Genomic DNA, 20,978 nt, shown 5'->3' on the forward strand with positions numbered 1-20,978 from the left:
AGAACGGTCTATGTACGCAAACAACTCTGTCGTTGATGTCATCCGCCGCAATGTTTCCGAGCGCGGTGCCGCCGTAAGCTACGAATTCCTCGCCGACGCCGGCGGCGTCGACACCGAGCTCAGCATGCTCGAGATCGACAGGCGTGCGCGGGCGATAGCCGTCTCCCTGCTGGAGCGGGCGAAGCCGGGTGCGCGGGTCATGCTGCTGTACCCACCGGGCGAGCACTTCGTCGTGGGCTTCGTGGCCACGCTCTACGCCGGCATGGTCGCGGTCCCCGTGTACCCGCCGGACCCCATGCGGGTCGCCCGTACGCTGCCCCGGCTGCGCGCGGTGGTGCGCAGTTCCCGCGCCGAGATCGTCCTCTCGGACAGCCTGGTGCGGGCCTTCACCCACGAACTGTTCGAGCAGCAGGCGCCCGAGGTGGCCCGGCTGCCCTGGGTGATCACCGAGGAGGCGATGCTGGAGGGTGCCGACGACTGGCGCCGCCCGGACCTGAAGCCCGGATCGATCGCCCTGCTCCAGTACACGTCCGGCTCCACCGGCACCCCGCGCGGTGTCGTGGTGACGCACGGAAACCTGCTGTCCAACGGCTCCGCGATCGCCGGCGGATTCGGCATCGGCGAAGGGGACGTCGTCGCCTCGTGGCTGCCCTTCTACCACGACATGGGTCTGCTGGGCGGCGTGCTGCAGCCGATGCTCTCCGGTCTCTCCAACGTCCTGATGTCCCCGCTGGAGTTCATGCGCCGGCCCATGCGCTGGCTGGAGGCCATCTCCTCCCGCGGCGCGACCGTCAGCGGCGGTCCGAACTTCGCCTTCGACCTCTGCGTCAACAAGAGCACCCCCGCCGAGCGGGAGGCCCTCGACCTGTCGTCCTGGCGGGTCGCCTTCTGCGGCGCCGAGCCGGTCCGCCACCGCACGCTCGAGCGCTTCGCCGAGGCGTTCACCCCCAGCGGCTTCGACAGGTCCGCGCTGCTGCCCTGCTACGGCCTCGCCGAAGCCACGCTGTTCGTGGCGGGCAGCGGCCGCGGCAACGGCGCCCACACCACCCGGATCGACCGCGCGGCCCTGGAGCAGGGCCGCGCCGAACCGCGCGCCGACGGCGACCACCTCGTCTCCTCCGGCCTCGTGGCGGAGGGACATGAACTCGCCGTCGTCGACCCGGCGTCCGGTGAGCGCGTCGCTCCCGGCGCGGTGGGCGAGCTGTGGGTGCGCGGCACCTCCGTCGCCTCCGGCTACTGGGAGGACGAAGCCGCGACCGACGCGTCCTTCGGCGCCCGCCTCGCGGACGACCCGCAGCCCTACCTGCGCACCGGCGACCTCGGTTTCGTCCTGGACGACCAGATCTTCGTCACCGGCCGCCTGAAGGAAATGATGGTCGTGCGCGGCCGCAACCTCTACGCGCACGATCTGGAGGAGACCGCCGTAGCGGCGTCGAAGTGGGCCCGCCCCGGCTGTGGCGCGGCGTTCTCGGTGGAGACCGGGAACGGCGAGGAGTGCGTGATCCTGCACGAGGTCGCCGTCGGCACCCCCGAGGAGGAGCTCCCCCGGATCGCCGACGCGATCGCCGCGGCCGTCCGGCACGAGCACGGCATCGCCCTGTTCGACGTGGTCCTGCTCGGCGCGCGCAGCCTGGCGAAGACCTCCAGCGGCAAGATCCAGCGCCTGGCCGGCCGGACGGCGTACACCGCCGGTCAGGTCGAGGGCGAGCTGTACCGCCGCTCCGCGACCGCCCCGGTCCGCGGCGAGCAGCAGCAGCTCACGTTCCCGTCGCGCGCCGAGCTGCTCGTGCTCTCCCCCGAGCAGCGCGTCGACGCGATCGAGCGCGCGCTGAGCCTGGCCGGCCGGGGTGAGGGTGACGCGCCCGCCACCATGGTCGCCGAGCTCGACCTCGACTCCCTCGCGGCCGTCGACCTCGCCTTCCGGATCGAGGAGCAGCTCGGCGTCGTCACCGACCCGAGCCTGCTGCTCCAGCCGACGAGCCTGCGCGAGGTGGCCGCGGCGATCGAGGAGCGGATGCGCACCGCCCCCGAGGCCCCGGTGGCGCAGGCGCCCGGACAGCGCGGTGGCGCCGTACCGCTGTCGGCCGGTCAGCGGTCGCTGCTCTTCATGCGGGAGCTCGAAGGCCCGGACTGCCTGCAGAACGTCTCGGTGGCGGTCCGGCTGTCGGGGCCGGTCGACGTCGAGGTGCTGTCCGCCGCCGTGCGCCACATCGGCACCCGCCACCCCATCCTGACCTCCCGCTTCGGCACCGAAGGCAACCGGCGCGCGCAGCTGATCGACCCGGGTGTCCCGTTCGAGCTGGACGTCGTCGACCTGACGGGCGAGGCGGAGCCGGTGCTCCGGGCCCGGGTCGACGCGTGCGCCCTCGCTCCCTTCGACATCGAGCACGGCGACGTCGCCCGCGCCAAGCTGTTCACCGGCTGTGGCGCGCCGGTCCTGGTCCTCGCGCAGCATCACGCCATCACGGACTTCTGGTCGGTGGTGACCCTGCTCGACGAGCTGACCACCGCTTACGGCGACCTGCTGCACGAGCGCACCCCGGAACTCCCGGCGGCCGTCGGCTACGAGGAGTTCGTACGCTGGCAGCAGGACTACGAGCGCTCCCCGCAGTGGCAGGCCGACGAGCGCTACTGGCTCGACCTGCTGGCCGGTGACGTACAGGCGCCGACGCTTCCGGTGCGGGAGCGTCCGCGGCCGGACAAGGGCGTCGCGAGCCACCGGGTGACGGTGGACGCCGAGCTGCTCGCCGAGCTGGAGCGGGTCGCCGGTGACAGCGGCACGACGGTCTTCTCGGTGCTCATGGCGGCGTTCGAGGTCCTCGTCGCGGCGCACAGCGGTGCGCGTGACTTCGTCGTCGGCGCCACCACGGCCGGTCGTCCTCAGGCGCGCTTCCGCAACACACTCGGCTACTTCGCCAACACCATTCCGGTACGCGCCGAGCCCGGCGCCCACACGAGCGTCACCGAACTGATCCGCAGCACCGGACAGCAGCTGCGGCAGTCGCTGGGCCACCAGCACTTCCCGGTCAGCCGGCTCGTCGAGCTGCTGCGCGCCCAGGGCAACACCTCGGCCGCGATCAACACGGCGGTCGTCTTCGAGCGGCCGCACAACACGATCACCGACGACGTCACCTCGGTCCTCTTCGGCGCGGGCCGCGACCACGCGGTCCTCGGCGGCCTCACGCTGGAGCCGTTCCCGGCCGGCGAACTGGCCACCCAGTTCGACATCACCCTGCACGCCGTACCGGCCGACGGCGGCCTGCTCGCGCACATGCTGGTCCGCTCGGACCGCTTCGACGAGGCCCTGGCCGCGCAGCTGGGGCAGCAGTTCCTGGAGCTCCTCGAGCAGATCGTGGTGCACGGCGAGTCCCCGGTCTCGGCGCTGCGGCTGACCGGCGCGACCGAGTCCCTCACCCGGGCCGACGTCCCGGCCCGCACCCTGCCGGGTATCACCTCCGTGCACGAGCTGTTCGAGGCGACGGCCGACCGCACCCCCGACGCGGTCGCCCTGGCGGCCGGTGCCGTGGACCTGACGTACGCCCAGGTGGAACGCGCGGCGAACCGCCTCGCGCACCGGCTGCGGCAGGACGGCCTCGGACCCGAGGACACCGTCGGCCTGTGCCTGGAGCGCTCCCCCGAGCTGATCGTCGCGATGCTCGCGGTCATGAAGTCCGGGGCCGCTTTCGTGCCCTTGGAGCCGACGCTGCCGCAGGCCCGTCTGGCCGACATGGTCGGCGACGCGCGGTGCGCGCGGATCCTGTGCCATGCCGCGACCGCCGACCTCGCGGGCTCCCTCGGTGCCGCGACCCGCGTCGACGAGGAGTCCGGCGCGGACCTTCCCGAGGACCGCCCCGCGCTCGTCGCCACCGGCGACAACCTGGCGTACACCATCTTCACCTCGGGCTCGACCGGACGCCCCAAGGGCGTGCAGATCGAGCACCGGTCGCTGCTGAGCTACCTGCTGTCCTTCCTCGACGCCTTCGACGTCGAGGAGGGCGACCGGGTGCTGCAGTTCGCGCCGCTCACCTTCGACCCCTGCCTGGAGGAGATCTTCTCCGCCTGGACCCGGGGCGCGACGCTGGTGCTGCGCGACGAGTCGGTGCTGGGCTCGCCGGAGCGGTTCTGGGCCTGGTGCGAGGAGCAGCGGCTCACCCTGGTCGACATTCCCACGGCCTTCTTCCACGTGCTGGTCACCGCCCTCGATGCCGGTGCGGCGCAGGTGCCGCCGGCGCTGCGCTCGATCCTCATCGGCGGCGAGGCCGCGCACCCCGACAAGCTCGCGCAGTGGTTCGCGGCCGACCGCGGCCACGTCGAGCTGTACAACCGCTGGGGCACCACCGAGACCACGGTGTGCTCGACCGTCGCCCACCTCGGTCCCGAGTCGGGTCAGGTCTCCCGCGCCCGGGACGTCTCCATCGGCGCCGACATGACCGACGCGGTGATCCACGTCCTCGACGCCGAGCTGCGGCCCGTCGCCGACGGCGTCGTGGGAGAGGCGTACATCGGCGGCGTGGGCGTCGGACGCGGCTACGCGTCGGCGCCGCGCAAGACCGCCGAGCGGTTCGTCCCGGACCCGTTCGCGGCCGAGCCGGGCCGGCGGCTGTACGCCACCGGCGACCTGGTGCGCCGGTCCGCCGACGGCGAGCTGCGCTACGTCGGCCGCGCCGACCAGCAGGTGAAGGTACGCGGCTACCGCATCGAGCTCGGCGAGGTCGACGTGGCGCTGCGGCGTCACCCCGAGGTCGCCGAGGCGGCCGTGGTCGCCTCCCGCGGTACGGGCGAGACGGAGTTGATCGCCGCCGTCACCGGGGAGGGCCTCGGCACCGACGGGCTGCGCGACTGGCTGAACCGCGAGCTGCCGAGCTACATGGTCCCGAGCCGACTGCTCGTCCTGGACCGGATCCCGCTCACCTCGAACGGCAAGGTGGACGCGCACGCGCTGCGCGAGCTCGCCCTGGAGGTGTCCCGCTCGGCCGGGGCGGTGGACATGTCGCCGCTGGAGAGCCGGCTCGCGGCCCTCTGGTGCGAGGTCCTCGAGGTCGCCGGGGTCGGTCCCGACGAGGACTTCTTCGCGCTCGGCGGCCACTCGCTGCGCGCGGCGGACCTCAACACCCGGGTCCGCCGGGAGTTCGGCGTTCAGCCGCCGCTGCGGATGTTCTTCGAGTCCGTCACCGTACGCGCCCAGGCGGCGCGGATCGCCGAACTCGCCTCCACCGCACCGGCCGACGCCCAGGTGGACGCCGCGCCCTCGGCGGTCGCACCCGCCGTGCCCGCCGCGGTCGAACCCGCCCTGTCGCTGGGCCAGCGCCGACTGTGGTTCCTGGAGAAGTTCGCCCCGGGCTCCTGCGCCTACGTCGTGCCGGGTGTGCTGCGGCTGTACGGGGAGCTCGACCAGGCCGTCCTGCGCGGCGCGTTGGACGCGATCGTCGAGCGGCACCCCGCGCTGCGCACCGGGTTCAAGGACGAGGGCGGTCGGCCCGTGCCCTTCGTGCACACCGGCCTGACCTGCCCCTTCAAGGTGCTCGACCGGACCGAGGTCCCGCCCGCACAGCGCGAGGCGGAACTGGCCGGACTCGTCGACGACCACGCCCGGCAGCCCTTCGAGCTGGCCGAGCCGCCGCTGATGAACGCCGCCCTGGTGCGGTTCGGGGCCGACGAGCACGCCCTGCTCCTCGCCTTCCACCACATCGTCTCCGACGGCCGCTCCATGGAGATCGTCGCCGGTGAGCTGGCCGAGCTGTACGCGCACGGCTCGGGCGCCGGTGACGGCGAACCGCCCGCGGTCGTCCACGAGTATGCCCGGTGGGCGGTCGACGAGAGCGCCCGGCTGGAGTCGGCGGAGGGCCGGCGCGGCCTGGAGTTCTGGACCGAGCACCTCAGTGGTGCGCCGCTCGCCCTCGACCTGCCCTTCGACCGGCCCCGGCCGGCCGTGCAGACCTTCGACGGCATGCGCGTGCCGCTGACGCTGAGCCAGGCCGACTCGGACCTGCTGCGCTCCCTCGCCCGGGACCGGCGGGCGACCGTCTTCATGACGCTGGCCGCGTGTGTGTCCTCGACCCTCGCCCGGCTGACCGGCCAGGAGCGGGTGGTCATCGGCGTGCCCGACGCCAACCGCCCGGACGACGGTGCGTACGACGACGTCGTCGGCTTCTTCGTGAACACCGTCCCGCTCTGCTTCGAGGCGCCGGGCGGTGCCACCGGCCGCGCCCTCGTCGACCGGGCCCGGGCCACCACGCTCGAGGCGATGCCGTTCAAGTGGATCCCGTTCTCCGCGATCGTGGAGGCGAGCGGCCAGGACCGCGACCCGAGCCGCAGCCCGCTCTTCCAGGCGATCCTCGACGTCCGCAGCGGCGCGCTGCCCTCGCCGGCCCTGCCCGGCCTGCGGGTCGAGACGGCGCCGCTCCACACCGGCACCGCCAAGACCGATCTGACCTTCGAGATCACCGACGACGGCGGTCCGCTGACGGGCTGGCTGGAGTTCAACTCGGACCTGTTCCGGCCCGAGACCGCGCGGCTCATCGCCCGGCTGTTCGGCGAGACGGCCCGCGCGATGGCGCAGCGTCCTGACGAGCGCGTCGAGACCCCCTCGGCTGCGGCGGCCCTCGACCGCTGGCCGTCCGAGCCGCTCCTGTCCGACGCCGAGCAGCGTCCCGACACCTTCTGGGCGCGGTTCGAGGAGGTCGCCGACGGCCGCGCCGACGCGATCGCCCTCGAGGGCCCCGACGGCGCGCTGACCTACGGCGAGCTGCGCACGCGGGTGGACAAGGTCGCCCGGGTGATCGCGCGGCGGTTCGCCGTGCGCCCCGGGGACGTCGTCGCCGTGGCGGTCGAGCCGTCCGTCGAGGCGGTCGTCGCCGTCCTCGCGGCGCAGCGCTGCGGAGCGGCGTACCTGCCGATCGACCCCGCCTACCCGGCCGAGCGCAAGGAGTTCATGCTGGCCGACTCGGGGGCGCGGGGTCTGGTGACCCGCGACCTCGTCGAGGAGGCGCTGCGCGAGGCCCCCGCCGAGGCCGTGGAGCTTCCGCAGGCCGATCCGGACGCGCCCGCGTACCTGCTGTACACCTCGGGCTCCACCGGCCGCCCCAAGGGCGTGCTGGTCTCCCACCGCGCGCTCGCCAACCTCACGGCGGCCCAGGCGCGTGTCTTCGGGATCGACGCCGATTCGCGCATGCTCCAGTTCGCGAGCCTGAGCTTCGACGCCTCCGTCTGGGAGATCTTCTCCACGCTCGCCGCGGGCGGCACCCTGTGCGTCGTCGGCCGTGAGCACGCCCTGGTCGGCGAGGCGCTGGCCGACGTCCTCGCCGAGCGCGCCATCACCGTGTGCCTGCTGCCGCCGTCGGTGATCGCGTCCCTGCCCGTCCGGGAACTGCCGCGCCTCACGACCCTGGTGTCGGGCGGTGAGGCCTGCCGCGCCGAGCTGGTCGAGCGGTGGCAGCCGGGCCGGCGCTTCGTCAACGCGTACGGCCCCACCGAGTGCACCGTCGCCATCACGGCCGCCGAGTGCGAGCCGGGGCGCCCCGCCTCGCTGGGCGCGGTGCTGCCGGGCGGGACGGCGTACGTCCTGGACGCGGACCTGCGGCCGGTGGTCGCCGGTGCGGTCGGCGAACTGTACGTCGGCGGCACGGGCCTGGCCCTCGGCTACCACGACCGGCCGCGGTTGACCGCCGAGCACTTCCTGCCCGACCCGTTCTCCGGTGTTCCCGGCGCCCGGATGTACCGCACGGGCGACCTCGTCCGGCTGCGCGCCGACGGCACCCTGGACTACCGCGGCCGTCGCGACAGCCAGATCAAGCTGCGCGGCTACCGGATCGAGCCGGCCGAGATCGAGTCGGTGCTGCTGGCCCTGGCCGGTGTGACGCAGGCCGTGGTGAGGGGCGTCGACGGTGTTCTCGTGGCCCATGTCGAGGCCGCTGAGCCGGAGCCGACCCCGCAGGAGCTGGCGAAGCTGTGCGCGGCCGAGCTGCCGCCGCACATGGTCCCGGCCGCGTTCGTGGTCCGCGGGGAACTGCCGCGGCTGCCCGGTGGCAAGATCGACCCGAGCCGCCTCGGGCGCCCGCGCCGCGCCGACTTCGCGCACGCCGACTTCGCCGAGCCGGAGACGGAGACCGAGCGGATCGTCGGCCGTGTCTGGGCACAGGTCCTCGACGTCGACGTGGTCGGCGCCGGCGACGACTTCTTCACCATCGGCGGCCACTCCCTGCTCGCCACCGTGATCACCTCGCAGGTGAGCGAGGAGCTCGGCCGGGAGATCCCGCTGCGGGCCCTGTTCGAGGCGCCGGTGCTCCGGGAGTACGCCGCGCTGTGCGACGCCGCGGCCGCCCGGGACACCTCGGGCGGGATCGTGACCCACGCCGCCGGCGGGAGCGACGCACCGCTGTCGGTGATGCAGGAGCGGCTGTGGCTGCTTGAGGAGATCGAGAACGGCTCCGGCCGGAACGCCTCCACCGGGCGCTACCACCTGGCCGGCGCCATCCGGCTCACCGGCGAGCTCGACGAGGCCGCCCTCCAGCGGGCCGTCACCCGCCTGGTGGACCGGCACACCACGCTGCGCACGGTGGTCTCCCACCACGAGGGCGTGCTGACGCAAGCCGTCCTGGACAGCGCCGACGTCATGCTGTCGCGCACCGAACTGACCGGCGCGACCGCCGAGGAGCGCGCGGCCGAGGCCCTCGCCCTCGTGGAGCGCGAGGCGGCGGAGCCGATGGACCTGTCCACCGGTCCGCTGCTGCGGGTCCGGCTGCTCCAGCTCGGCCACGACGACGCGGTGCTTGTCCTGACCCTGCACCACATCGTGGGCGACGGCTGGTCGATGGAGATCCTCAAGCGGGACCTGACGTACTTCTACGCCGAGGAGACCGGCCACGAGCCGAGCACTCCGCTGCCCCCGCTCCAGGTCACGTACGAGCAGTTCTCCCGCTGGCAGCGCCACCAGCTCGACTCCGGCGGACTCGACGCCTCCGTCGCGTACTGGTGCGAGCAGCTCGACGCGCTGCCCTCGCTCACCCTGCCTACCTCGCGCGGCGGTTCCGAGCCCGGGGCCACCCAGGGCCACCGGGCGCGGGCGACCGTCACGCCGGAGCTGCGCGAGGCGATGGAGCGGCTCGCCGCCGAGTCCGGGGCGACCCTGTTCATGGTGCTCGCGGCGACCCTCCAGCTCACCCTCGGACGGCTGGCCGGCCAGCGTGACTTCGCGATCGGCGTGCCCATCGCGGGCCGCCGGCACCGTGAGGTGGAGGACCTCATCGGCTTCTTCATCAACTCGCTCGTGCTGCGCGCCGACCTCTCGGGCGACCCGACCTTCGCCGAGCTGCTCGAACGGGTCCGCACCACCACGCTCGACGCGTACGAGCACCAGGACGTCCCGTTCGAGACGCTGGTCGGCAAGCTCGCCCCCGAGCGCGACCTGAGCACCACACCGCTGTTCCAGGTCTACCTGAACCTGCTCAACATCCCGCCGCACCAGGCCGAGCTGCCCGGCCTCACGGTCGACACCTTCGCCGTCCCGGACCTGGGCGCGAAGTTCGACCTGACCTTCTACGTCGACCCCGCGCAGCCGGGCCTCTCGCTCGACCTGATGTACGCCGCCGACCGGTTCGACGAGGCGACGGTGCACGAGCTGCTCGCCCAGTGGGTCAGGGTCATCGAGCAGGCGGTCGCGGACAGCGGCAGCCCGATCGACTCGCTGCGGCTCGACACGCCGCTGGCGCGCCGCGAGCTGCCCGACCCGGCCGCGCCGCTGGACACGACCTGGTACGGGTCGGTGGTCGAGCAGTTCGAGCGGCGGGCCGCCCGTGAACCGCGGCGGATCGCGATCAGCGAGCCGGGCCAGGAGCTCACCTACGGCGACCTGGCCTGGGCGACCGCGGCGATGTCGGGCCTGCTGACACAGCAGGGCGTCGCCAAGGGCGATGTTGTCGCCATCTACGGCGAGCGCAGCGCTTCGCTGGTCTGGGCGATCCTGTCCGTGCTGCGCGCCGGTGCCTCGTTCGCCATCCTCGACCCGAGCTATCCGGCCGACCGCATCGCCGACTGTCTCGCGGTGGCCCGCCCGAGCGCCTTTCTCCAGCTGGAGGGCGCCGGCGCCGTGCCGCTCGCGGTGGACACCGCGCTCCAGGGAGCGTCGCTGCGCTGCCGTTTCGAGCTGCCGTCCAGGCTGGGGGACGCCCGCCACCTGGTGCCGCAGGGGGCGGAGCCGGCCGAGGCGGTCCAGGTCGGGCCGCGGGACTGCGCGTACATCGCGTTCACCTCCGGTTCCACCGGCAAGCCGAAGGGCATCCGGGGCGCGCACGGGTCCCTCACCCACTTCGTGCCCTGGATGGTGGACACGTTCGGGCTGCGCGAGACCGACCGCTACAGCATGCTCTCCGGCATCAGCCACGACCCGCTGCACCGCGAGGTGTTCACACCGCTGGTCACGGGCGCCACGATCTGCGTGCCCGACCGGCTCGACGTCGAGACCCCGGGCCGACTCGCCCAGTGGTTCCGTACCGCGCAGGTCTCGGTCAGCCACCTCACGCCTCCGATGGCGCGGCTGTTCGACCAGCTGTCGGTCGCTCCGGGCACGCTGCCGCTCCTCGAGCGGGTGTTCTTCCTGGGTGACACGCTGACCAGCCGTGACGTGCGCGCCATCACCCGCATGGCGGGCTCGGCCACCTGCGTCAACCTGTACGGCTCGACCGAGACGCAGCGCGCGGTCGGCTACTACGTGGTGCCCGCGGCCCACGGGGCGGCCGACACGGACCCCGGTGTCACGTACCCGCTCGGCCGCGGCATGAAGGATGTCCAGCTGCTCGTGCTCGACGAGGCGGGGCGGCAGGCCGGCATCGGCGAGCCGGGAGAGATCGTCATCCGCTCCCCGCACCTCTCGCTGGGCTACGCCCACGACGAGTCGCTCACCGCCGCCAAGTTCGTGCGCAGCCCGTTCGGCGGCGCCGAGGGCGACCGCATGTACCGCACCGGCGACCTCGGGCGCTATCTGCCCGACGGCTCCGTCACCCCGCTCGGCCGTGCCGACAACCAGGTCAAGATCCGTGGCTACCGCGTCGAGACGGACGAGGTGCAGCACGTGATCTGCGCCGCGCCGGACGTCCAGGACGCCCTGGTCATGGCCCGCGCGGACGCGAGCGGCGAGAACGCGCTGGTCGCGTACGTGGTGTCGCGGCCCGGCACCAAGGCGGCCGGAAACGAGGTGAAGGCCTTCGTCCGCAAGCAGCTGCCGGACTACATGGTCCCGGCGTTCGTGGTCGCGCTGGACGCCTTCCCGCTGACCCCGAACCGCAAGATCGACCGGGCGGCGTTGCCCGAGCCGTCCTCGGTGAGCGGCTCCCACGAGGACGGATCCCGCTCGCCGCTGACCCCCACCGAGGAACTGGTGGCGGACCTGTGGCAGGACGTGCTCGGCGCGCCCAAGGTGGGTCCCGAGGACAACTTCTTCAACCTCGGCGGGCACTCACTGATGGCGACCCAGGTCGTGTCGCGGATCCGCCGCGTGTTCGGCTGCGAGCTCGCGCTGCGCACGCTGTTCGAGAAGCAGACCGTGCGGGAGCTCGCCGCGTACATCGACGGCGTCGCCGGCGGCGGCAGCACCGGCGAACCGGTCGTCGCGCTGCCCCGCACCGGCCCGCTGCCCGCCTCCTACGGGCAGGAACGCCTGTGGTTCCTCGACCAGCTGGAGGGTGACACCGGCGCCTACAACAGCGCCACGGTCGTGCGCATGCGCGGCCCGCTGGACACCGAGGCCCTGTCCGCGACGCTGGACGAGCTGGTCACCCGGCACGAGGTGCTGCGCACCCGGTTGGTCATGGACGACGGCCGGGTGAGCCAGATCGTCGAGCCGGCCGGCGAGGTCACCATGCCGCTCACGCTCGTCGACCTGAGCGGCGAGCCGGAGGAGATCGCCGAGCAGCGCTGGCCGCGGCTCGTCGACGAGGCCGCACGGCACCGCTTCGACCTGGCCGCGGCCCCGCTGGAGCAGGCGACCCTGATCCGGCTCTCCGCCGAGGACCACGTCTTCGTCCTCACCGTGCACCACGTCGTCGCCGACGGCTGGGGCCTGCAGATCGTGGTCCGCGACTTCGCGGCCCTGTACCAGGCACGCCGCCAGGGCACGGCCTCCCCGCTGGCCGAGTTGGAGGTGCAGTACGCCGACTGGTCGAGCTGGCAGCGCGACCGCGTCGAAGGCGGTGACCACCAGGCACAGCTCGACTTCTGGTGCGAGACGCTGGCCGAGCCGGCGCCGCTGCTCGAGTTCCCCGCGCAGCGGCCGAGGCCCGCGGCGATGACCAACCGCGGCCTGACGGTCCGCCGGGTGATCGACGCCGAACTGGTGGGCGGCGTCCGGCAGGTGGGCCGCGAGCACAACGCGACCCTGTTCATGACCCTCCTCGCGGCGTTCAACTGCCAGCTGCACCGCTACAGCGGCGCCGCGGACATCGCGGTCGCCACCCCGGTGTCGACCCGCTCGGTCGAGATCGAGGACGTGGTCGGGTTCTTCGTGAACACGATCGTCTTCCGCAACAAGCTCTCCGCGGAGGAGTCCTTCACCGAGCTGCTCGAACGTGTCCGGTCCACGACGCTGGCCGCCTACGCCAACCAGGACGTCCCCTTCGACCGCGTGGTGGACGCGCTCCAGCCGAGCCGGGACCTGAGCACGAGCCCGCTGTTCCAGGTCATGTTCACCCTGCACAACGCGCCCTACTCGGAGATCGACCTCGGCGACCTCAGGCTGGAGCGGCTGCACGCGCCGACCGGCACCGCCAAGTTCGACCTCAGCCTGGACCTGGCCGAGGAGAGGGACGGGCTGCACGCGACGCTGGAGCTCAACGCCGACCTCTTCGACGAGGCGACCGGCGAGACGCTCCTCGACCACTTCGAGGCCCTGCTCGGCAGCATCGCCGCCGCCCCGGGGCGGACCGTGGCCGACCTGGAGCTGCGCCCGGACACCGAGGCCGAGGCTCAGGACGCCCTGAGCGCCGGTCCGCCGGCCTTCACGCCGATGACCACGGCCGAGGCGCTGGAGCACTGGGCCCGGCACACCCCGGACGCCCCCGCCGTCATCGACGGCGACACCGTCTGGACGTACCGCGAACTGCGCGACCGGGTGGCGGCACTCGCCGAGCGGCTTTCCACGGCGGCCTCGGGCCCCGAGCCGGCCGTGGTGGTGTGCGCCGGGCGCTCGGCCCGGCACATCGCCGCCGCCCTCGCCTGCGGCGCGGCCGGCGCGACCTACGTGCCGGTCAGCCCGGCCGTCCCGGACCGGCGGATCGCCACCATGCTCGACAGGCTGGGCGAGGTCGTCGCGGTCACCGACGACGAGCAGGCGGGCCGCATCGCCGCCCTGCTCGGCGAGGCCCGCGGCACCCACCTCGTACTGGACGACTCCGTCTCGGCGGACCGTCCGCTGGACGCGCACGAGACGCACCCGGCGCGGCGCGCCTACGTCATCTTCACCTCCGGTACGACCGGTGAGCCCAAGGGCGTGGAGATCGAACAGGCCGGACTGCTCAACCACCTGGAGCTGATGGCCCACGACCTGGAGCTGTCCTCGGGCGACGTCATCGCGCAGACCGCCTCGCAGTCGTTCGACATCTCGGTCTGGCAGATGCTCGTCGCGGTGATGCGCGGCGCGACCACCGTGGTCGGTGACGACGCCACCAGCCGGGACGCCGAGGCGCTGCTCGCCCTCGTGAGGGAGCGGGGCGTCACCGTGCTGCAGCTGGTGCCCGGCATGATCAGGGCCCTGCTCGACCACGCCGAGGACGGTGACCTGGCGAGCCTGCGCTTCCTGATCGCCACCGGCGAGGCGCTGCCCCCGGACCTCGCCGCGGACTGGCTGCGCCGCTTCCCCGGGATCCCGATGGTCAACGCCTACGGCCCCGCGGAGTGCTCGGACGACACCCACCTCGCGGTGCTGTCCACACCACCGCCGACCGACCGCGCGGTCACCCTCGGCAGTCCGGTCGCCGGCGTGACCTCCCACGTCCTCGACGCGCAGGGGCGGCGCCTGCCGTTCGGCGTGCCGGGCGAGCTCGCCATCGGCGGCCCGGTGGTGGGACGCGGTTATCTCGGCGACCCGAGGGCCACCGCGGAGCGGTTCGTCCCCGACCCGTACTCGGTGGTCCCCGGCGCCCGGCTGTACCGCACCGGCGACCGGGTGAGGCTGCACGGCGACGGCCGGCTGGAGTTCCTCGGACGGCTCGACGACCAGCTCAAGATCCGCGGCTTCCGCATCGAGGCGGGCGAGGTCGAGACGGCCCTGTGCGAGCTGCCGGCCGTGCGGGAGGCGGCGGTCGTCCTGCGCGACTGCGACGGCGAGCCCACCCTGGTCGCCTGCGTCGTCGGCACCGAACGCGACCCGGCCGTCCTGGCCGCCGCGGTCGGCACCCGCCTGCCGCGCTACATGGTCCCCACCGGCTATGTGTTCGCCGACCGGCTGCCGCGCACCCCGAACGGCAAGGTCGACCGGGCCGCGCTCCAGCGGGGCGACGTGACCGTCGAGCGGGTCCGCCGGCGCTTCGAGGAGCTGTCCGGTCCGACCGAGCGGCTCGTGGCCTCGGTCTTCGAGGAGCTGCTCGGCACCCCGGCGGTCGGCGCGCTGGACGACTTCTTCACCCTGGGCGGCCACTCGCTGCTCGCCACCCGTCTGGTGGCCGAACTGGCCGCGCGGACGGACATCGAACTGCCGCTGCGCACGGTCTTCGAGCAGCCCACCGTGCGAGGCGTCGCACAGGCCCTGGAGGAGCTCCAGATGGCCGGGCTGAGCGAGGCCGAGCTCCTCGAACTCGAGGTGCTGCTCGACGGAGTGACCGACGACCAGGCACGCGAGCTGCTCGCGGCCGGCGAGGAGAGGGACGCATGATCCGGGAAGTCGCCACCGGGCGGGAGAGCATCGAGAGCCTGTCCGCGGCCAAGCGGGAGACGGTCGGGGGCCCGTCCGTGGCCGCGGGGGAGAGGGTCGAGGGCCTGTCCGCGGCCAAGCGGGAGACGGTCGAGGGCCTGTCCGTGGCCGCGGGGGAGAGGGTCGAGGGCCTGTCCGCGGCCAAGCGGGAGCTGATGGCCTCGCTGCTGCTGGCCCGCGGCAGGCAGCGGGCCGCGGCGCGCACCATCCGCCGCCGCGACCCCGCCAGGCCCTGCCTGCTCTCTCGCGGCCAGGAGCAGCTGTGGGTCGCCGAGTCCCTCGCGGACGGCCGGCCGCTGTACAACGTCCCCTACGGCGTGCGGCTGCGCGGTGCGCTCGACGTCACCGCGCTGCGGGCCGCGCTCGACGGGCTCGTCGCCCGCCACTCCGTCCTGCGCACCGTCTACCGGCAGCGTCCGGACGGCGGCCTGGAGCAGCTGGTCCTGCCGGCTGAGCCGGTGGCGCTGCCGGTCGAGGAGGCCGGCGACGAGGAGGCCGCCGTGGCCGCCGCGCAGCGCGAGGCGGCCCGGCCGATCGACCTGGCGGCCGGCCCCGTGATCCAGGGGCGGCTGTTCCGGATCGCGGCGGACGACCATCTGCTGGCGCTGGTCGTGCACCACATCGCGACCGACGCCTGGTCGGTGGGCGTCCTCCTGGAGGACCTCGCCGAGTTGTACGACGCGGCCCGCGAGGGCCGTTCGCCCCGGCTGCCCGCGCTCGGCATCGACTACGCCGACGCGGCCGCGCACGAGCGGGCCCAGGAGCCCGAGGACTACGGCTGGCTGGTCGCGCAGTGGCGCGAGCAGCTGGCCTGGGCCCAGCCGCTCGGTCTTTCGCCGAACGGGGACCGCGGCACGGCCCGTACCGGCCGGCGCATCCGCTGCCAGTGGGACGGGCAGTTCGGCCGCGAGCTCCAGCGCACCGCCGAGGCGCACCGTACGACCGTCTTCAACGTGATGCTCACCGCGTTCGCGGTGCTGCTCAACCGGTACACGGGCACCTCCCGGTTCGCCATCGGCACGGTCATGGCCAACCGGAACCGGCAGACCGAGCGCCTGGTCGGCTACTTCGCGAACACCGTCCCCGTGGTGGCCGACCTGTCCGCCGGAGCCGGCAGCCTGGGTGACGTGCTGGCCGGGATCACCCGCGAGTCGCTGTGGGCGCGTGACCACCAGATCCCCTTCGACGTGCTGGTCGACAAGGTCGCGCCACAGCGCACGCTGGCCGAGAGCCCGCTGTTCGAGGCCATGTTCGTCTTCAACAACGGCCCCGGCCACGAGATGCGGCTGCGCGACCTGTCCCTGACCCCCACCCACCTGCACTCCGGCACGGCCAAGTTCCCCCTGGACCTGTCCTGCGCGGTGACGGACGACGAGGTCATGGTGTCGCTGGAGTTCGACGAGTCGGTGCTGGACACCGCCGCCGCCGAACGCCTGCTCGGCCACTACCGGCGGCTGCTCAGCGGCCTGTGCGAGACCCCGGACGTCCATGTCGACAACGCGGACCTGCTCACCCCGGCCGAGCGTGAGCTGGTCGTCGACGAGTGGAACCGTACGGGCGAGGAGTATCCCGCACACGCCACCGCGCACGGCCTGTTCGAGGAGTGGGCGGACCTGGAGCCGGACGCCGTCGCCGTGGTCTGCGGCGACGAGGCCGTCGACTACGCCGAACTCGACGCCCGCGCCAACCGGCTCGCCCACCTGCTCCTCGAACAGGGCTGTGGACGCCACGAGCGCGTCGGTGTCTGCCTGGAGCGCGGCATCGACCTGGTCGTCACCCAGCTCGCCATCGCCAAGACGGGTGCGGGCTACGTACCGCTCGACCCGGGCTACCCGGCCGAGCGGCTCCAGTGGATGCTGGCGGACTCCGGCGCCCGCCTGGTCGTCACCCGTGACGACCGGCTCGCCGGCGACGGCGTCACGGCCGTCGACCCCGCCTCCGCCGGGTCCTTCCCCGCGACCCGGCCCGAGCGCGACGTTCGCCCGGACGACCTGCTGTACCTGATCTACACCTCGGGCTCGACCGGTCTGCCCAAGGGCGTCCTGCTCGACCATCGGGGCCGCGTCAACAACTTCACCGACTTCAACCGGCGTTTCCTCGTCGGCCCCGGCGACAAGGTCTTCGGCGTCTCGGCGCTGGCCTTCGACATGAGCGCGTACGACGTGTTCGGCACGCTCATGGCCGGTGCGACCGTGGTGTTCCCGGCCCCGGAGGACGAGCGCTCGCCGCACCGCTGGATCGAGACGATCGAGCGCGAGTCCGTCACCGTGTGGCATTCGGTACCGGCGCTGTTCGGGCTCCTCGTCGAGGAGTGCGAGATACGCGGCGGGGCGCGGCTACCGATCCGGCTGGTGCTGCTCGGCGGCGACTGGATACCGCTGGCGCTCCCGCAGCGGGCCGCCGCGCAGCTGATCCCCACGGCGCAGCTGGTCAGCATGGGTGGCGCCACCGAGGTCTCCATGGACTCGACGATCCACCTGATCGGCGAGGTCCTGCCGGAGCAGCGCAGCATCCCTTATGGCGCCCCGATGGCCAACCAGACCTCGTACGTCCTCGATGCGGCCCTGTCTCCGCTGCCCGTCGGCGTGCCCGGCGAGCTGTACCTCGGGGGCGTCGGTGTCGGCTGGGGCTACCACAACCGGGCCCGGCTGACCGGTGAGCGCTTCGTGCCCGACCCGTTCAGCACGGAACCCGGGGCCCGGATGTACCGCACCGGCGACCGCGCCCGCTGGATGCCGGACGGCAACCTCGAACTGCTCGGCCGCATCGACTTCCAGATCAAGGTCAACGGCTACCGGGTGGAGACCGGTGAGATCGAGGCGGCCCTGCGGGAGGTGATCGGCGGCGGCTCCTGCCTCGTCGCGGCGCACGGCCCGCGCGACGGCGCGAAGACCCTGGTGGCCTATCTGGTGGCGCCTCCGGGCGGCGAGATCCCCGAGGACGCCGAGCTCAAGCGGCAGCTGTCGGCGCGGCTGCCCCAGCACATGGTGCCCGCCTCCTTCGTACGCATGGAGTCCTTCCCGCTGACCCACAACGGCAAGGTCAACCGCCGCGAGCTGCCGGCGCCGACGGTCACGGCCCTCGCGGGGCGTCCCGCGAGCACCGGGACCGAGCGGGCCCTGGTGACGCTGTGGCGCGAGGCGCTGGGCCGCGACGACGTCCCGGTCGACATCGGCTTCTTCACCCTGGGCGGCAACTCCATCGCGGTCATCCGCATGGTGAGCGCCGCCCGCCGCGCGGGGATCGAGATGACGCCGCGCATGGTGTTCGCCCACCAGACCGTCGAGGCCCTCGCGAAGGCGATCGACGAGCGCGAGGCCTCCACCTCCACCACCGCCGGGGCGAGCCGGACCCGGTCCGCCGAGCCCGCGGTGACGCCCGGCCAGCACCACATGCTCGACGTGCTCGAGAGTGCCTGGGTGCCGGGCCTGTACCAGATGCAGTCCACGACGGAACTGCCCTTCGAGATCGACCCCGACCGCTTCCGGACCGCCTGGCAGCAGCTCCACGCCCGCCACGCCGTCCTGCGCACCGGCTTCCGGCGCGAGGGCGACGGCGCCCGAGACGGACACGGCCGCGGAGACGGTGCCGGAGTCGGCGGCGCCTGGACCCCGGTCGTCGCCGACCGGCTCGACCCGGTGATCGAGGTGCTGGACTGGAGCGACCACGAGCCGGACGCGGTCGCCGACGAGCTGATCGCCCTCCTGGAGGCCGAACGCGCCACGCCCTTCGACGTGTCCCGGCCGCCCCTGTGGCGGGTGTGGCTGGTGCGCGGCCCGTCCACCTGGTGGCTCGGCCAGATCCAGAGCTACCTCGTGGCCGACGGCTGGTCGAACCTGGTGCTGCTCGACGAACTCCTCGCGCTGTACCTCGCCGCTCTCGAAGGCCGCGACGCCGACCTCCCGCCGGTGCCCGCACTGGAGGCCGAGGACGCCGACCCCGAGGCGGACAGCGCCTTCTGGCGGGGCCGGCTCGCCGGGGCGCTCCCCTCACGTCTCGCCGCGGAGCCGGGCCGCCTCGGTCCGTCCCGCTTCAGCCGTACGGCGGGCCGGCTCGACCCCGCGGTCGCCGAGACGCTGCGCGAGCGGGCCGCCGAACACGGGCACACCTTCTCGACCCTCGCCTGCGCCGGCTGGGCCCTGCTCGCCGCCTCACGCCTGGAGCGCGCCGACGTCACCGTCGGCGTGGTCTCGGCGGGCCGCGACCGCGCCGTCGAAGGCCTGGAACGCGCGGTCGGCCTGTTCATCGCCGCCCTGCCGGTCCGGATCGAGGTGAACCGGGACGACACCCTGACCTCCCTGTTCGACCGCTTCCAACTGGCCCGCGTCGAGGGCGCCGAGCACACCTCGGTCCCCACCGGCACCCTCCAGCGGATGGGGTCCGGCGAAGGACCGCTGTTCGACTCGGTCGTCGTCGTCGCCAACTACCCGGTGTCCTCCGGGCTGCGCGCCCAGCAGTCCGCGAGCGTCCAGCGCGGCACCGAGAGCGACGGCACCCGAAACCAGACCGAGTACGCGCTCCGCCTGGACATCACCGACGACGCCGAACCCCGTATCGCCCTGTCGTACTACGGCGACCGCGTCGCCGACACCGAAGCCCGGCGGCTGCTCGACGACTACCTCGCGCTGCTCGCCGCCGTCGCCCGTACGCCTGCCGCCACCGTCGGCCAGGTACTCCCGCTCTCACCCCTCCCGATTGGAGACCCCCGATGACGGTCCTGGCAGATCTGACCACGTCCACCGAGGCGTTCGAGGCCTCGTCCACCGACGTGCTGGAGACCTCGTCCGCCGAGGCGTTCCGGTCCCCGTCCACCCCCGCGTTCGCGACCCCGCCCACCCAGGTGTTCGACAACCGCGAGTCCGCCGTCCGCTCCTACTGCCGGGCGTTCCCCGTCCTGCTCAGCTCGGCCCACGGCACCACCCTGGTCGCGGAGGACGGCACCGAGTACGTCGACTTCTTCTCCGGCGCCGGCGCCCTCAACTACGGCCACAACCACGCCCACATCAAGCGCCAGGTCGTCGCGCACCTGGAGGGCGACGGACTGCTGCACGCGCTCGACTTCCACACGGCGGCCAAGCGCGAGTTCCTCGACCGCTTCGGCCGGGAGATCCTGGAGCCGCGCGGTCTGCACCACCGCGTCCAGTTCTGCGGCAGCACCGGCACCGACGCCGTCGAGGCGGCGCTGAAGCTGGCCCGCAAGCACACCGGCAGGACGCAGGTCATCGCCTTCTCCGGCGCCTATCACGGCGTCAGCCGCGGCAGCCTCGCCGCGACCGCGGACCTGTCGCTGCGCAAGGTGGCCGGGACGCACCTCGGAGAGGTCACCCACCTGCCGTTCCCGGTCGGCCCGCGCGGCGCGTTCCCGACCATGGACCTCCTGGAGCAGTACCTCACCGATGACCTGTCCGGCGTCGAGGTGCCCGCGGCGGTGATCCTCGAAGTCGTCCAGATGGAGGGCGGCGTCTACCGCATCCCCGACGCCGACCTGAGGCGGCTGCGCGACATCTGCGACCGGTACGGCATCGTGCTGATCGCCGACGAGATCCAGGCCGGCTGCGGCCGGACCGGCGGCTTCTTCTCCTTCGAGCAGGCCGGGGTCGTCCCGGACCTCATCACCGTCTCCAAGTCCATCGGCGGCCTGGGCCTGCCGATGTCGATCCTCCTCATCCGCGAGGGCCTCGACTCGTGGGCGGCCGGTGACCACCCGGGCACCTTCCGCGGCAACCAGCTGGCGTTCGTCGCCGCCTGCGGCGCCCTCGACCTCTGGCAGAGCCAGGCCTTCCTCGACCAGGCCCGTGACGGCGCCGAACTGCTCCGCGCCTTCTGGGAGAACCACCCGCTGCCCGGCGTCGAGGTGCGCTGCGAGGGCCACGCCATCGGCATCGACCTGACCCACGCGGGCGGCCGCCAGGCCGCGGACGCCGTGGTGGCCTGGTGCTTCGAACGCGGCCTGATCGTGGAGTCGACCGGCCGCGACAAGGCCGTCCTCAAGCTGCTGCCCGCGCTGACCATGGAGCTCGACGTGCTCCGTCACGGCTGCGAGCTGATCCACGAGGCCCTGCGCACGGCGCTGTCCCGCTGA

General features: G+C 73.3%; 3 protein-coding genes. All 3 read left to right on the forward strand.

The window, feature by feature from the left end:
- The first annotated feature begins 10 nt into the window (after positions 1-10).
- Genes ACF06X_RS28980 through ACF06X_RS28990 form a run of 3 tightly spaced genes read left to right on the forward strand, consistent with a single transcriptional unit; the run spans position 11 to position 20,978 of the window.
- The gene (locus ACF06X_RS28980) at positions 11-14,857 is read left to right on the forward strand and encodes an amino acid adenylation domain-containing protein (RefSeq protein ID WP_392290264.1); all 14,847 of its coding nucleotides are present in this window, start codon (positions 11-13) and stop codon (positions 14,855-14,857) included.
- Positions 14,854-19,608 (forward strand): amino acid adenylation domain-containing protein, encoded by a 4,755-nt coding sequence (locus ACF06X_RS28985; RefSeq protein ID WP_392290265.1) that lies wholly within the window; start codon positions 14,854-14,856, stop codon positions 19,606-19,608. Before ACF06X_RS28980 ends, ACF06X_RS28985 begins: the two co-directional genes overlap by 4 nt.
- Positions 19,605-20,978: a diaminobutyrate--2-oxoglutarate transaminase gene (locus ACF06X_RS28990; RefSeq protein WP_392290266.1), complete on the forward strand. Its 1,374-nt coding sequence runs from the start codon at positions 19,605-19,607 to the stop codon at positions 20,976-20,978. The genes ACF06X_RS28985 and ACF06X_RS28990 overlap by 4 nt, the downstream gene beginning before the upstream one ends.

This window comes from Streptomyces sp. NPDC015346 (assembly GCF_043078785.1).
Lineage (GTDB): Bacteria > Actinomycetota > Actinomycetes > Streptomycetales > Streptomycetaceae > Streptomyces.